23 protein-coding genes and 1 tRNA gene are annotated in these 14219 nt (G+C 32.0%); 15 read left to right on the forward strand and 9 right to left on the reverse strand.

The window, feature by feature from the left end:
* Window positions 1-98 precede the first annotated feature (98 nt).
* From DNJ73_RS10220 to DNJ73_RS06720, 3 genes are all read left to right on the forward strand, one after another.
* Window positions 99-230 (forward strand): hypothetical protein, encoded by a 132-nt coding sequence (locus DNJ73_RS10220; RefSeq protein WP_257473399.1) that lies wholly within the window; start codon window positions 99-101, stop codon window positions 228-230.
* Between the two features lie 86 nt (window positions 231-316).
* Window positions 317-490: a hypothetical protein gene (locus DNJ73_RS10015; protein ID WP_187152613.1), complete on the forward strand. Its 174-nt coding sequence runs from the start codon at window positions 317-319 to the stop codon at window positions 488-490.
* 252 nt (window positions 491-742) lie between these two features.
* Window positions 743-1030, forward strand: a complete 288-nt coding sequence (locus DNJ73_RS06720) for a hypothetical protein (protein ID WP_158466948.1) — start codon at window positions 743-745, stop codon at window positions 1028-1030.
* Between the two features lie 117 nt (window positions 1031-1147).
* Here the strand turns inward: DNJ73_RS06720 and DNJ73_RS06725 are convergent, their stop codons facing one another.
* The 3 genes from DNJ73_RS06725 to DNJ73_RS06735 all read right to left on the reverse strand — a co-directional run bounded on the left by DNJ73_RS06725 (window position 1148) and on the right by DNJ73_RS06735 (window position 3218).
* Complete coding sequence (locus DNJ73_RS06725; protein WP_158466949.1) at window positions 1148-1669, reverse strand: hypothetical protein; 522 nt, start codon at window positions 1667-1669, stop codon at window positions 1148-1150.
* 362 nt (window positions 1670-2031) lie between these two features.
* Window positions 2032-2118: transfer RNA gene (locus DNJ73_RS06730), tRNA-Ser, on the reverse strand.
* 74 nt (window positions 2119-2192) lie between these two features.
* Window positions 2193-3218, reverse strand: coding sequence for an extracellular solute-binding protein (locus tag DNJ73_RS06735; RefSeq protein ID WP_158466950.1), 1026 nt, complete (start codon window positions 3216-3218; stop codon window positions 2193-2195).
* A gap of 145 nt (window positions 3219-3363) precedes the next feature.
* Here DNJ73_RS06735 and DNJ73_RS06740 point away from each other — a divergent pair, with 145 nt between their 5' ends.
* On the forward strand, window positions 3364-4029 hold the full coding sequence (locus DNJ73_RS06740; RefSeq protein ID WP_158466951.1) for a Fe2+-dependent dioxygenase: 666 nt from the start codon (window positions 3364-3366) through the stop codon (window positions 4027-4029).
* Between the two features lie 86 nt (window positions 4030-4115).
* Window positions 4116-4361, forward strand: a complete 246-nt coding sequence (locus tag DNJ73_RS06745; protein ID WP_158466952.1) for a hypothetical protein — start codon at window positions 4116-4118, stop codon at window positions 4359-4361.
* 58 nt (window positions 4362-4419) lie between these two features.
* Here the strand turns inward: DNJ73_RS06745 and DNJ73_RS06750 are convergent, their stop codons facing one another.
* From DNJ73_RS06750 to DNJ73_RS06760, 3 genes are all read right to left on the reverse strand, one after another.
* On the reverse strand, window positions 4420-5667 hold the full coding sequence (locus DNJ73_RS06750; protein WP_158466953.1) for an iron uptake porin: 1248 nt from the start codon (window positions 5665-5667) through the stop codon (window positions 4420-4422).
* A gap of 154 nt (window positions 5668-5821) precedes the next feature.
* A complete protein-coding gene (gene glyQ, locus DNJ73_RS06755; protein ID WP_158466954.1) occupies window positions 5822-6691 on the reverse strand; it encodes a glycine--tRNA ligase subunit alpha in 870 nt (289 codons plus the stop codon).
* 133 nt (window positions 6692-6824) lie between these two features.
* Window positions 6825-7469 (reverse strand): putative 2OG-Fe(II) oxygenase, encoded by a 645-nt coding sequence (locus tag DNJ73_RS06760; RefSeq protein ID WP_158466955.1) that lies wholly within the window; start codon window positions 7467-7469, stop codon window positions 6825-6827.
* Window positions 7470-8166: 697 nt separating this feature from the next.
* On the opposite strand from DNJ73_RS06760, the gene DNJ73_RS06765 reads away from it, so the two are divergent.
* From DNJ73_RS06765 to DNJ73_RS06785, 6 genes are all read left to right on the forward strand, one after another.
* Window positions 8167-8781 (forward strand): hypothetical protein, encoded by a 615-nt coding sequence (locus DNJ73_RS06765; RefSeq protein WP_158466956.1) that lies wholly within the window; start codon window positions 8167-8169, stop codon window positions 8779-8781.
* A gap of 221 nt (window positions 8782-9002) precedes the next feature.
* Entirely contained in the window at window positions 9003-9167 is a 165-nt protein-coding gene (locus DNJ73_RS10020) for a hypothetical protein (protein ID WP_187152614.1), read from the forward strand.
* Complete coding sequence (locus DNJ73_RS06770) at window positions 9164-9484, forward strand: hypothetical protein (RefSeq protein ID WP_158466957.1); 321 nt, start codon at window positions 9164-9166, stop codon at window positions 9482-9484. The genes DNJ73_RS10020 and DNJ73_RS06770 overlap by 4 nt, the downstream gene beginning before the upstream one ends.
* Window positions 9485-9486: 2 nt before the next feature.
* Window positions 9487-9822: a hypothetical protein gene (locus tag DNJ73_RS06775; protein ID WP_158466958.1), complete on the forward strand. Its 336-nt coding sequence runs from the start codon at window positions 9487-9489 to the stop codon at window positions 9820-9822.
* A 151-nt stretch (window positions 9823-9973) separates the two neighbouring features.
* The gene (locus tag DNJ73_RS06780; protein ID WP_158466959.1) at window positions 9974-10168 is read left to right on the forward strand and encodes a hypothetical protein; all 195 of its coding nucleotides are present in this window, start codon (window positions 9974-9976) and stop codon (window positions 10166-10168) included.
* A 315-nt stretch (window positions 10169-10483) separates the two neighbouring features.
* Window positions 10484-10663 (forward strand): hypothetical protein, encoded by a 180-nt coding sequence (locus DNJ73_RS06785; protein ID WP_158466960.1) that lies wholly within the window; start codon window positions 10484-10486, stop codon window positions 10661-10663.
* 32 nt (window positions 10664-10695) lie between these two features.
* On the opposite strand, the gene DNJ73_RS06790 is transcribed toward DNJ73_RS06785, so the two are convergent.
* Together DNJ73_RS06790 and DNJ73_RS06795 are read right to left on the reverse strand one after the other, a co-directional pair.
* Window positions 10696-10926: a DUF6737 family protein gene (locus tag DNJ73_RS06790; RefSeq protein ID WP_158466961.1), complete on the reverse strand. Its 231-nt coding sequence runs from the start codon at window positions 10924-10926 to the stop codon at window positions 10696-10698.
* A gap of 17 nt (window positions 10927-10943) precedes the next feature.
* A complete protein-coding gene (locus DNJ73_RS06795) occupies window positions 10944-11447 on the reverse strand; it encodes a hypothetical protein (protein ID WP_158466962.1) in 504 nt (167 codons plus the stop codon).
* 113 nt (window positions 11448-11560) lie between these two features.
* On the opposite strand from DNJ73_RS06795, the gene DNJ73_RS06800 reads away from it, so the two are divergent.
* The 4 genes from DNJ73_RS06800 to DNJ73_RS06815 all read left to right on the forward strand — a co-directional run bounded on the left by DNJ73_RS06800 (window position 11561) and on the right by DNJ73_RS06815 (window position 13565).
* Entirely contained in the window at window positions 11561-11986 is a 426-nt protein-coding gene (locus DNJ73_RS06800) for a DUF2358 domain-containing protein (RefSeq protein ID WP_158466963.1), read from the forward strand.
* Between the two features lie 236 nt (window positions 11987-12222).
* Window positions 12223-12588, forward strand: a complete 366-nt coding sequence (locus tag DNJ73_RS06805; protein WP_257473402.1) for a hypothetical protein — start codon at window positions 12223-12225, stop codon at window positions 12586-12588.
* Window positions 12589-12996: 408 nt separating this feature from the next.
* Window positions 12997-13197, forward strand: a complete 201-nt coding sequence (locus DNJ73_RS06810; RefSeq protein WP_158466964.1) for a hypothetical protein — start codon at window positions 12997-12999, stop codon at window positions 13195-13197.
* Between the two features lie 92 nt (window positions 13198-13289).
* A complete protein-coding gene (locus tag DNJ73_RS06815) occupies window positions 13290-13565 on the forward strand; it encodes a hypothetical protein (protein WP_158466965.1) in 276 nt (91 codons plus the stop codon).
* Window positions 13566-13595: 30 nt separating this feature from the next.
* Here the strand turns inward: DNJ73_RS06815 and DNJ73_RS06820 are convergent, their stop codons facing one another.
* Window positions 13596-14051: a peroxiredoxin gene (locus tag DNJ73_RS06820; RefSeq protein WP_158466966.1), complete on the reverse strand. Its 456-nt coding sequence runs from the start codon at window positions 14049-14051 to the stop codon at window positions 13596-13598.
* Between the last annotated feature and the right edge of the window lie 168 nt (window positions 14052-14219).

The raw sequence follows: 14219 nt of genomic DNA on the forward strand, positions 1-14219 counted from the left end.
TTTTGGTATATAATATTATGCATCAAAAGAAGTTTAATACAACAAAATAGACCTTCGGTAAAAGAAAGGAATCAACTTTTATTTGTAATTAATTGATCATGAAAACACCTTTATCTAAAGGTGTCATGGATAGGTATTTTTTGACTATTCAACAGGTCTCGACCTCGATCGGATTATCACGTTCAACAATTAATAGAGAAAAACCAAAAGGTGCCTTTCCACCAAGATAAAAAATCTCACAACGCAGAGTTGGATACTAGAAAGATTAAGTTGTTATGTGGATGGAAGGTAATTGGTCTAAGGGAGTTAAATTGTCATGACTCTCTCCAACGCAAAGATCAAAACAAGAAAACCATCAGAGAAAAGGCAACTAATTCCGATGGATGGAAAAGATCTTTATTTAATAGTCGAAAAATATCCTCTTAATTCAAAAAGATTTGAGGGGAGAATGAACTTCCCTAGAACAAGTTATTGGAAAACAAAAGACTGAAAGTATTAGTCATACAAAAAAGTAACCAAACAATTAGTTGGGATGAGGTTACTAAATTAATGAAATCCATGATGGATATGAACCTTTTATTTCTAATAAAATTACAAATGCAAGTTACTCCTTAAGAGATATTCATTCCAATTGCGAAGGGTATCAACTTTATGCAAATTGGTTGGTTGATTTAAAATAAATAGTAAGTATAATTTAATACCTAAAATTATTGAAATAGAGCAAGTAAACAAAACTCATAAATTGTTTAATCATATTGAAAACTATTCTTCTAATACTACAAAATACTTTTCAGCGGATGAAGTTGTGGATGGGAGAAGAGACTTACTGCACATAGTTGGAAAAAAGTTCCATCAAATTGCACTTTCATCGCAATTTATGAGTGAAGTCACTTTTGATTTCGAAAGTACAGATATTTCTTCTTCAAGCGAAACTGAGAACCATGTTTTTATTCAGGTCTGGCTCGTTAAAAATAAGGAGAGGGTGGATGTCCATTTAGCAGGACATGTCAGGATATGGAACTACAAATGAGATCGTTTTTGCATTTTTCCATGGGACACTTTCACTTTTTTAATTAAGAGCATTTTTAAACCGCTCTATCTAAAAAGCATCGGTCACTCAAACAAAAACAGGTCTAAAGTTCATAATCTATTTATTAACTGCTTTAGATATATCTTCAGCGACCCGAAAGATAAGAGAAGTGCCTTCTATTAAAACTCTTGTTATCACAATGAGAAGTAAACAACTAAAGAAGTAACCAATATTTGAAGCAATTACATCAGCACCACGAAATAAACTACCTAATGCAAACGAAATAAACCCTAAACTAGCGCCTGAAAATATACCTTGAAAGATTGCATAAAGTAGAGACAATATTGATAAAGAGGCATACGAAGATAAATTATAATCATTAAAAATAATACTCCTCAAGGATTTATCATTGATTTCCTTTCTAGATTTGCTTCTTCTTATCCATGCTGTAACTAAACCAATCAATGAAAATATAGAGATATAATAGGGATTTGTATTAAGAGTAAAATCATATCCCTCTCTTAAAACAAACTGAAATAGAAAAAGTAATAAGATAATACCTAGATAAATTTTTTCTCTAGAAGTTAATTTCTCAAGTCTATTCTTTGCAATAGTCTTTACTCGCGTAAGATTTGACATGATAAAATTTTAAACATAGTAAATATAGTTTGCATAGTCTAAGTTTTGGTAAAACTTAATAAAATATTATTTATCCAGGTAAACTGCATCTTAAAATCTTGCCAAATCAAGCAATAAACTAGGGAAGAAATGAAAGAAGTGTTATTGCTAAAAGAAAACTTCTATTATTCTCATCTAATAAAATCTGTTGGATTTAAATATATTTTATTCCTAGAAACTAATTCTAGTGCATGAAATTTCATCGAGTTTTGTGGCATCATCTTTTAACTAGTTAGTTAGTTAATTTTTCGTTAAAGTCGCTAGAAAGTTTCACTTTATGGCACTTACTGTCAACTCATGGCAACCCATTTCGTCATAGAAAGCGGAGAGGGTGGGATTCGAACCCACGGATAGTTTTACCTATCAAACGATTTCGAGTCGTTCGCTTTCGACCACTCAGCCACCTCTCCTTTCTAAAAAATTTTAAAGCAATATTCTATAAACCCTAGTAATTAACAGAATTAAAAAATTAGTTTTTAATTTTTTAATTCCATCCAGCTTTTCTCATAAGCCTGATTGCTTTTTTATTATTTGCGCCTAATTGATCAATGGTCACATTGTCTGGAGAGAATTCGCCAAATTGTTTAACTTCTTGCATTGTGTTGAAACCGACTAAAGGATGTTCATATGTTGGACCCGCTAACCCCATACTCCCAGTAGGAGAAGCTAAATACTCCAGCAGCTGAATAGCCTCTTCTTTATTTTCGGAATATTTAGCAATTCCACCTGCGCTTACATTCACATGTGCAGGATTAGGAGTAAGAACTTTTACTTTTTTAGCCAAATTTTTATCTTTTTTACCATTAACTCCAGCAAGCATTCTTGAAACATAATAATGATTGACAATACCAACCCCACATTTACCCTGAGCAACAGCTCTAATGACCCCTATATCTCCAGGGAAAAAAGGTTGCGAAACATTTGAAATCAACCCCTTTAGCCATTCTTTAGTTTTTGCTTCTCCTCTATTAACTATTTGATTAGCTACTAAAGATTGATTATATGGACTGCTTCTTTTTCTCACGCAAACAAGTCCCTGTAATGAAGGATTAGCAAGATCTGAATAATCTTTAATTGAATTTATATCGACTTTTTTAGGATTAGCGACCATAACTCTTACTCTTCTAGTCAGGGCATACCATCTTGCCTGGGGATCTCTATATTCCACTGGAACATTTGCATCTAATTTAGAAGATCTATATGGCTGTAAAAGTCCACTTTTTGCTGCATTGCTAATTCTTGCAGCATCAACAAGAAGAATTACATCTGCTTTAGATTTTGCCCCTTCTCTCTTCAATCTTTCAACTAAAGAAATACCTGTAGCCTCAATTAATCGAATTTTTATGCCAGTTTCTTCATTGAATTTCTTGTATATCTGCTTATCAGTGTTGTAATGCCTACCTGAATAGATCCTTACTTCTCTTTCAGATGCTTTTACATTATTAAAACCAGAAGAAACTAAAAGTGAACTCGCTATTACAGAAGTAAAAATACTCTTAATTAAATTCATTAATCTATATGAGTAAAGGATTAATATCTTTATAGACTAGACAAGAAGGAAGAGCTAAATTTGGCTTCGCAACTTTTATACGTATTTAAGTATAAATTGATATCATATTTATACTTTATTATAAACATATAATCTAAATACTAATATGGAATATTTAACTCATTCTTTAATTGATAAATCAGAGGCACAACAAATAGTCAAAAAATTAAAGGCCGAGAAAAATTCTTGGCAAGATGGCAAAAAAACTGCAGGAAGCTATGCAGCTAAAATTAAAAATAATTTTCAATTAGATAGAAATTCGGAGCTTTCTATTGAACTGAGAGATATTATTTCTAATAAAATCATATCAAATCCTCTTCTTAAAAGTTTTACATTACCTAGTCTTATCCATGGCCTCATGCTTACTAAGTCCCTTGCTGGACATGGCTATGGTATTCACATTGATAATCCTTATATGCCATCTGGAAGAAGCGATTTATCTTTTACATTATTTTTAAACGACGCAAAAGATTATAAAGGTGGTGAATTATGCATTCAGAAATTTAATAAAACAGAAAACATAAAACTATCTGCTGGTGAAATAATAATTTACCCGAGCACACAACTCCATTCTGTTGCTGAAATCAAAGAAGGAGAACGTTATGTATGTGTAGGTTGGATTCAAAGCTATGTTCAAAGCAATGAAGATAGAAACTTTTTATTTGGACTTGATGCTGGAGCGAAACGATTGTTATCCAAGCATGGTAGATCAGATGAATTAGATTTAATTTTTCAGGCTTATAGCAATTTGCTAAGAAGATTAGGTGACTAAATTGATCACTTTATACAGTGAAAAGTAAAAAAAGAACTTTCATTAGCAAGTGCGGCGTATCAAAATATGGACAAAAGAGACCTTGCATGCCTAGTAAAACTCCTATTGGAATATTTCTTGCAGCAGCAGCAGCTTTAGCAACGAATGCAATTATTCCAGACAATTCAATCGCTGGGGAAAGACACGGAGATATGGGGGGGCTAAAGGAATGGACTACGGATCAAGAGGCAGACGAAGATGGGAAGCTAGATGCAGCTGCTCAGAAAGCTGCCGAAAAAGCCAAAAAAGCTGATGTATGCATTCCTATAGGTGAGGGAGAAAACTGCTGGTAAATTTTAATTAAAAAAAGCCCCTTCTAGGGGCTTTTTTTAATTGTCCTAATTATATAAATTAGAATCTGAATTCAGTTAGAAGAACTGCACCAGTGACATCTTTGCCTTCTGCTTCAACATCTGTACTACCAAAGATAGCTGGTGTAACTGTTACTCCATCATTAACCTTGAAGGAATAATAAGCTTCCCAAACAGAATTGTCCTCTGATGGATCAGAACCACCGCCAACAATATTAGTAGCTGCAACTCTTGAACCAACAGCAAGTCCTGCTCTGTTTCCATCGATGAATAGATCTTTCCAGTTAAGGCCAACCATCCAACCTGATGCCTCATCAGCATTGCCAGTTCCAGCATCGTCGATACTAGAAACATCGTAACCAAGCTGGACTGAAGGAAGTGCTCCTGAATTATCAGGTTTCCAATATGCTCTTAAACCGATTGCAGTTTCAGAACTTCCTGAATCTCTTGACTTACCTTTAGCTGTGGTGAAATAGCTATCAGACCAGCCATTATCTTTAAAAGCAACAGCTCCAGATACCTGCCATTGTGGAGTGCCGTATTCGAGCTTAGTTAATAAAGCTGACTTGGCATCTTCTCCAAATAGACCTTGATCTTTTGAAGACTTAGCCCCACCTTGACTTGTATAAGCTGCACTTAATGCCCATCTACCATCTGAAGGATCATCAGTTTGCTGAGTCCATGCGGCACCAAAACCAGCTTTAGTACTAGAACCATAAACTGTTCCATTTCCACCAAGACTGAATTGCTTAGTTATTGGCTTGTAAATAGAAGGAGAACTTGCAAGCATGTAGTAGTTCTCAATTTTTGGTCCAACCCAAACAGTTAAGCTTTCGCCGACAGGGAACTGATACCAAATCTTGTCAACTTTTAAAGCGTCTGATGTGTTTTTTCCAGCTGATAAATAAGTACCTTGACCTTTGTCTACAAAGTGATCTGATACATTACCAGCTTTAATTCTTGTATATAGAAGGTCTTCACCAGTGAAACTGGTATTCATGTTCAACTGATACATGTATTCCATAGTGATACTGTCAGTATCTGACTCGGAATCATCATCAACATAACCAGTGATGAAAGCAGCTTTCCCACTCATCTTTGTAGAAGAAGAGAACTGACCAGCCTGGATTTCGCCTAGCTGAGCCTCTACTCCATCAACACGTGCTTGAATAACTTCAGAACTTAGATCTGAGTCGTTGGATACCGCAGTAACGTCGGCATTTGCAGCTAAAGGTGCCATCAGGCCCAAAGCAGCAGGAGCTACCAGCAAACGCTGAAAAAGCTTCATTGTGTCCTCACACAAAATATGTCTTTAATATAATAATGTATTCATTAAGACATTCCAGAGCACTAACTCTTGCAAGTATCTTTTTATACATAGGAGTATATTATTGGAACTAATTGTTATTAGAAAAACTTGATTTATTAAGGTAGGTTAACAATTAATTAGAACAAAGAGGGAACCCAAGGACTTCTCTTTCCTGTACCCAAGCTTCAGCGACCTTACGAGCCAAAGATCGGATTCTTGCAATAATCTTAGTTCTCTCCGTAACAGATATGACCCCTCTAGCTTCTAATAAATTAAATGTATGACTACATTTCAATACATAATCAAGAGAGGGAGAAGGAAGTTTTTTAGTTATCAATTGATGAGCTTCTTCTTCATAAATTTCAAAAAGCTTCCTTAAATTATCCGAATTAGATTCTTCAAAATTATATTTACATTGACCTTTTTCAAAAGGGAGCCAGATCTGACCATATTTAGTCATTTTGTTCCATGAAAGATCCCAAATACTTTCAACATTTTGCAAATACATCGCCAATCTTTCTAGGCCATAAGTGATCTCAATCGAGACAGGCTTGCAATCAAGTCCACCACATTGTTGAAAATAAGTAAATTGTGTAACTTCCATGCCATCAAGCCAAACCTCCCATCCCACGCCCCAGGCACCTAAAGTAGGAGATTCCCAATTGTCCTCAACGAATCTAATATCGTGATCCTTAGCTGAAATCCCTAATACATCAAGAGAAGACAGATAAATTTCTTGGATGCCATCCAAAGAAGGTTTAATAAGAACTTGATATTGAAAATAATGCTGAGCTCTATTTGGATTGTCTCCATACCTGCCATCTGTCGGTCTCCTGCAAGGCTCTGGATAAGCTACAGCCCAAGGTTCAGGACCAATCGCTCTCAAAAAAGAATGAGGACTCATTGTCCCCGCACCCTTCTCTAAGTCGTAAGGTTGTAGCAGCAAGCAACCTTTATCACTCCAGAATTTATTGAGACTTGAAATTATGTCTTGGAAATACATATATAGTGAATTATCTAGTTAATTTAAGTTTTAGAATTAATAAATTCATCTATTAAATATACACTTAAATAACAAGTTTATAAGAAAAAACAGAATATGGAAATATTTAAATGATTTTAATATTTTAAATATATCAATTAGGCAAATAAGACAGATTTCCTGCTATTGAAATTCTTGGTTCATCTGTTTTGTAAAAAGGATAAACACAATGTCTTAATTTAGCAGGAAAGAAAACCATATAACCTTCAAATTTTGAAGACAATGTATATCTGTAATTCGCTATTGATCCTAAAGTATCATCATATTCAAATTCAAAACAACCTGCCTTTATACTTTTATCTTTAATCTCACTATATTGGGGCAATTTCTTTTGATCCTCCCAGTCATATGGAATCTTCAACCAAATGGCGAACGAATATACACCAGAATGATTATGATAGGGATTAAATTCTGTTTTATATTGATAATTAGCCCAAAACTTATCTAAGACCAATTTACTTCCAGGTCCCAGCAATGCATTTTTAGAGACAGGGTCACCTAAATTATGGTTTTTTTCACGATACAATTTTACTAATGGGGCACAGACTGATTTATAAAAAAATTGATCTATATCATCAAGCAAAAAACTTTGCGAAATATTACCTTCTAATTTGTTTTTAAAATCTATATTTTTAATTTTGCCAATATCAATAATCTTCCATAAATAATCAACAACTTCTTGATCCAATTTAACTTGCAAAAAAGGAGTAACTGGAGGATATATTGGTGTAACTTCCATTGCTAATTAAAATCAACAAAAATAATATCAAAATAAAATACAACTAATTGCCTAAACATTGCATAAACATCTTATATAGCTGTAACACAAACGGTCAGAACGATTGCTAAGACTGACTTCTTAAAGATATAAATAGACCTATGCATTTATGTCCTGAAAATACATTAGTGCCGATATATAAAAATGAAAGGGTAGAGCTGACCTTGATTCAACTAGGCAAAAAAAAGGAATTCCATCCACCTTAAAGCAATCAATAACATACTAAGACCATCACCTATCAATCCTAATCAACAAATGAGAACTTAAAGATGAGTACTTGGCCAAGAACGAGCCACATACTTATCGCTAAGTATAAATACTCATAAAATAAATATAATCTAATAGCAATATTTAATAAAGTTCTTTTTAATTTTCTCTATAAAAAACCAATAACAGTATAAAGCAGAAAGGCAAACAGCCTTCAAAGTTAAGAAAAAACAAAAACATGCAAATTTTCATATATTATTTTTTTTATAATACACTTCTATATTGTTAAACAGAAAAAACTAATAGACCAATAGGAGATAAATCTACCCAAAAAAATTAATAAACTCTAGTTTTCTTTTGTTTTGCCATGTCCGAAGCAAGACTGGTACACTAGTACCTGTTGTTCCGAATCGACACAAGAAGTATATTTAGAGCGTACACGGTTAGACCAATGGACTTAACACCGACAGAGGTGGTTGAACTGGCGAACATCAGCCTTAACAACGAAGTCACCAAAGGCCTGGTCCCGGCTCAGGTTGAGTATGTTAAAGAGTCAGTAGTAGAAATAAATGAAGAGCTAAGCTGTGTAGGCCAATCACTTAGAGCTGTCGCAGCCAATCTCTCAGACATCAAAGACAACATTAAGCCTGGTAACTGGAGGGCTTTCCTGAAATCAGGAGCGATAAATTGCTCAGAGAGATTTGCGGTTGATCTTGTCAGCGCATACACAAACTGGCTAGGAGGGGCAGATATTGACGATAACCTTCTCGCATCTCTGACACCTAGATCTCTAGCCCTAATGGGAAGCAAAGGAGTAACCGATAAAGAGAGACAAAGGGTTTTTCAGGCGGTTGAAAGTGGCGAAAGAATGACTGAAGCTACAGTCAGAGAAATTGTCAAAGGTACCAAGAAAAAAGCAAGAGTCTACTCTCAAAAAACTGAAAGCGAAAAGGTCAAGTTACTTAAAGAAAAAATTGAAATTTATAAAAAATTAATAAATAACCTTCAAGACGAAAACACAAAGCTAACCAAGCTATTATCGAATAGAGAAAAATTTATAACCTAACTTAACTTTACTAAAAACATTATCCATCAATAGTCATCAAAATGCAAAAAAATGATTCTTTCAAGATTTCAAATGAGAGCAGGGAAGATATAATAGATGATCATAAATATAGTATTATAAAAAAACTATTAGATAAATATAAGCCGCACAAGAATAATCATTCATTAGGTAAGGCAAGTACAAAACCAAACCTAAACCTGAAAATAATAGCTTAGAAAATAATGAATAAAAATCTAAATTCAAGAAATGGATTTATCCATTTATATAATCCTAAAAAAGAAGGCTTAGGCTCCTATGACGTTCACTATATTAATGCCTATAAAAATATTAATAATAAGAACAAGAATCAAATAGAGGGAAAAGACACAGAGAGGTATGCAGCATGATTCCATTTATTAGAAGTCTTACTGAATTGACGGCAATCACCAAATCAAGAGATAATATACATAAAATAGCAATAAGAGAAGAATTAAATACTTTAGCTGAAGATAGTGGGCAAAGGAAAAGGTATATTAGGTCAGAAAATGAAGAAAAAATAATTCTTCCCGATTTACCCAAGACATCTCGGCATAAATGGATGAACACTAAAAAGTCTGTATCAAAATTCTTTAATGACTTAGATTATAATAATCAAATACAATCATCATATAATCTAACCTTATTAGAAAGACAGCAAAATTATGACAATAAGGATGTTGCTTAATTATGGAACAAAAAAATAATCTTTCTCTGTTTGAATACATGTCATTAGCTCTAGTATTATCTTTTTTCGTTAATCATAATATATACTTGGTATTGATTGGTATCATTTTCTCTCTATACTCGCTTAATAAAAAACATATAAATAAATATATTAATATTAATATTAATAAGTATCATGAATCAAAGATAATAGATAGCGAAGTAGATGGCTTAAGCCAATCAAATTATGATAACAAAAAAATTATAAAACAAAATTCAGATATAAGCTTAGTTGAAAAAATTGAAGAATTAGGTTATATACCAAAAAGTGATAGCATAAATGATACCAATGCTGCATAATTAATCAAATTATATAATAATTTGATTATGTTATAGAGTATTATGGTATAATCTTAATAATAGAATTTACTTTTTATTTTATTTAAATAAATAACTTAGTACTGTACAAACTAGAATATAAAAGTTAGTTTAGAATACATGCATTTAATTAATGAGTAAAGAGCAAAAACAAATAGAAGATATATTAGTCAAAGGACTATCTCATATATTGAGAAGAACTGTAGAAGTAAATTCTGGCGATCAGTTGGCAATAGCCCAAGAATATAAAGAATGGATTAACTGTATTTCAGCTAGTGATTTCTCTCACCAAGAGATACTAGTTATAGATAAATATACATTTGATTAAATATAACTATTTTTTTAATTTTTCATAACTATAATATTTATTTACATGAAATATTATACTAAATAGTAATACTTACTTAATAAATATCACTAAAAGCCAAAATCTATCAATTTCGATACTTATGAATAATCCAAGAAGAGTTGACTTATTCATAGTATATATGTACTATGAATAAGTCTCTTGATTGGAATGAGCTATCTCTATTGAATTAACCGTTTCTCCAGCATCATTTATTTAATGAGCATGATTTTTGAGCTTTTCAAAAAAGCTTGGGATTCTTTTTGAGTTTATCCAACCAAAGAACGAGGGTATGTAATGAAATCGTCAAGCACTTCCAAGTGGCAATCAACTGTAAGACCAAAACTTTCAGAAAGAAGAGGAATAGGAAGAGAAGCTCTTCTTACAAGCTCTACAAGAGAATTGGTTGAGTTCTACTGGACAAATCGAAAACGTTTTTCAGAAGGATATAGAGGTTTTCCAGTTGAAATAAGCTAAAAACCAGTCTTAAAAGTATTAGCTGAAAATTCTTATTCATCAAGATTATTTTTCTCTGATACTCCCTGATATAAATTTGGAGCAAGAATTAAAAATAATATCCACCAGATAATAATAATAACGCTAAATATTAAAGTAATTATGATATTTTTTAAGAAAGTCCAACTAAAAGTTAGTAATAGTATTCCAAAACTGATAATTGACCAAGGTTGACACCAATATGGTTTTAAATCCCAATAACTTTTATTTGAATTTGATTCCATTACAGCAATAATCAAACCTAAAGAATATTATTTTCTTCAATAGGTTTATCTTCCTCTATTGGTTGATCTTCCTCTGTTGGTTGATCTTCCTCTGTTGGTTGATCTTCCTCTATTGGTTGATCTTCCTCTGTTGGTTGATCTTCCTCTGTTGGTTGATCTTCCTCTATTGGTTGATCTTCCTCTGTTGGTTGATCTTCCTCTGTTGGTTGATCTTCCTCTGTTGGTTGATCTTCCTCTATTGGTTGATCTTCCTCTGTTGGTTGATCTTCCTCTGTTGGTTGATCTTCCTCTATTGGTTTAATTTCTACAATATTCTCTATCGAAGCACTGGTGTTTTTATTTGTGAGAATCTGAGAAATTTTTTGTTCAGATTCAGTCTCAGATCCTTTAAGCAAAAACTTTAAAACATACCTCAGAGAGACAAACAAAGCTATTGGGAGGACAAATCCTAACAAAATTTTGTAGAGAATTATTCCTATGCTTAGGACTACGATAGAGATAAGGATGTTTTTGCTGTTCATTATGATCTATAAATATCTACTAAATCTAAGCTATTTTTTAGCTGTCTACATCAGATGTCATTAACACGATGTCTATTTAAATAATTTAGATTAACTCAAGAACAAAAAGTACAATGGTGATCAAAGAGAAAGAATTAAAAAAATTCTTTAATTTATCCTACGGAGACAAAGCTCCTACTAGAGAGGACTGGGAATCTCTATACAATAAAAATGTTAAATTTATAGACCCCACTCAAGAAAAAAATGGTATTGATGCATATATAAAAGCTCAAGATGGATTAATAAACAGATGTGATGACGTTTATCTAGAGTCCCATAATATTGCCATAAATAACAACATTGCTTTTATTGAATGGACAATGGGATTAAAAATAAAAGGCATAGAATTTTTATATTATGGAACAACAAGGTTAATATTTGACCAAGAAGGAAAAGTTCAAGAACATAGAGATTATTTCGATTTTTGCTCAGGCACATTTGGTAATATTCCAGTCATAGGAGTTTTTATTAGATGGCTATACTCTCGCTTTGTTGACTAAAGTCGTATATCGTAAGAACCATCATATATCAACAAATAATTATTAGGTAAAAAGAAAAATTTTCATCATATTAATTAAACCTTTGAACGGAACTATTTAATAGAATTTATATTTAGGTATAAAGCTCGTAGATATATGGATAAAGAATCCAGCAAAATCGTTTTTTAAGTAAATTTTGTCATTTTATTTTATTGGTTACGTAATTCAATTTTTTATTAGCTATAACTATATAGGTGATGAAGAAATCAATGGAAAAATTAGTTGAAATAATCAAGAAAACCTATGACCACAAAGCATGCCTAGAGATTGCCAATACTGGTTGTTCTAACGGCGCATGTAATAGACATAACTATCAAGCTGACACTCTTTTACTCTATATGAGTTACTCAGATGAAATTATCAAATACACATCAGAAAGACTTGGATATTCCTTTCTTTCTAACCTTGCTAGAGATTTTGGTTCACCACTAAAAGACCATAAAGACCAATTCTCATGGCAAGATGTAGTCTCAGCATGTCCGAACAAAGATGACTTTAAACATGCTCTTGTATGGAAATTTATTGAATTAGTTGCGAAAGAAAAAAGTTTAGAAATCACTTAAATAACTTGAAAAGTTATCCCCAATAATTAATGCTTCAATAATGATTAACAAAACCCATAACTAAAAATTTATCATTAGAAAAATTCGACGAAAGCATTCATCCAATTAGGTTGAAACAATAAATACACTAAAAGAAAGAACAAGAAAGCACCAATTATTCCGTAAAATTGAATCTCAATTTCTTCCCAAATTTCTTTTAACCAAATCTTAATTGGTTTATCATCACTTTGTCTAATCATTTATAAATAAATAATAAAATAACGATATATTAATAAAAAATTTTAACAAATGCTATAAAAAAAATATATATATTTTTTTTATAGCTTGATAAATTTAATCTAAAGTTTTTAGTAAAAAATCTCAGTAAATAAAATTCGTCACTAAATTATCTAAATATGATTTAAAAGTTTGCAAAACAACCCATCTGTTGAAGAAATTATTTCAGTAACTCTTAATTGTATCCTAATTAGGATGACTGAAATCGATAGAATAGACAGATCTGTTCTCTATCAAGAATTTAAAGAATGGATAGTTAATTCTAATGAAAAGGATCAGAGTCAAGAAATTTTGTGCTTAAAGTATTTAAAAAATGATAGAAAAATTAATTAGTTTATCTTATACCTAGTATAAGAATTAAATTGGATATTACTTAAACTCTCATTCATAAAAAAAAAGCTTTAATATTTAATAAACTTAAGAGAATGATTTTCTCCTTTTTTTCATTTATTTTCTCAACTCTACTCTGGGTCCAAGTACCACAGTGGAGTGATAATTGGTCAAAATGTGCTGTAGATGTACCCGATACAGCTTGTCATTGGTACATTGTTTCTCCAGACAACACATTTGGAAAGGGTTTTGATTGGGCAACAGCTCCATGGTTTGATGCAAATGGATTAAATGATGTAGCCAAAATCTCCTCAAAAACAGTCCTAGAGAAATTACAATTAAGAAATGAAATTATTAAATCAAATTCTTAGTAATTAAATAAAAATTATTTTTTTATAACCTTAATTTCTTATTTCACCTAATACTCTAAGTGCCTCATTTACATGAGCAGGACCATTCAAAAGATCGTTGAATATATGTCTGATAAAACCCTTAGAATCAACTATATAAGTCACACGACCATCAAGTAATCCAAGTACCTTAGGAACTCCAAAAGCTTTTCTTAAAGTATTCTCAGTATCACATAATAATGGAAATGGAAGTTTATTTTTATCTGCAAATGATCTATGGCTTGCCTCATCATCTCCACTTACTCCCCAAACCTCTGCACCAAACAGCTTGAAGAGATCATATTTATCTCTAAAACCACAGTTTTCTGCAGTACAACCTGGAGTATCATCTTTTGGATAAAAAAATAGAACTAGCGGTCTACCCTTTGCTTGTTTATTTGTCCTAGAAACACCTAGTTGATCAGATAGAGAAAAATCAGGTATTTGATCACCTAGCTTTAGTGGCATTTTATAGTTAAATAGTATAAGGATATTATATAAAAAATTTGAGCTTATTGTAGCAAAATCTTTTTAGGAGCTTTTTTCTAAAATGTCACAAGGATTAATACAATTACTTTGTGTAAAAAGATTGTATATTTATTAAGGTAAATTAACTACAAAATTGAGTTTAGTATA

The organism is Prochlorococcus marinus XMU1408, from assembly GCF_003208055.1.
Classification (GTDB): Bacteria; Cyanobacteriota; Cyanobacteriia; order PCC-6307; family Cyanobiaceae; genus Prochlorococcus_B; species Prochlorococcus_B marinus_A.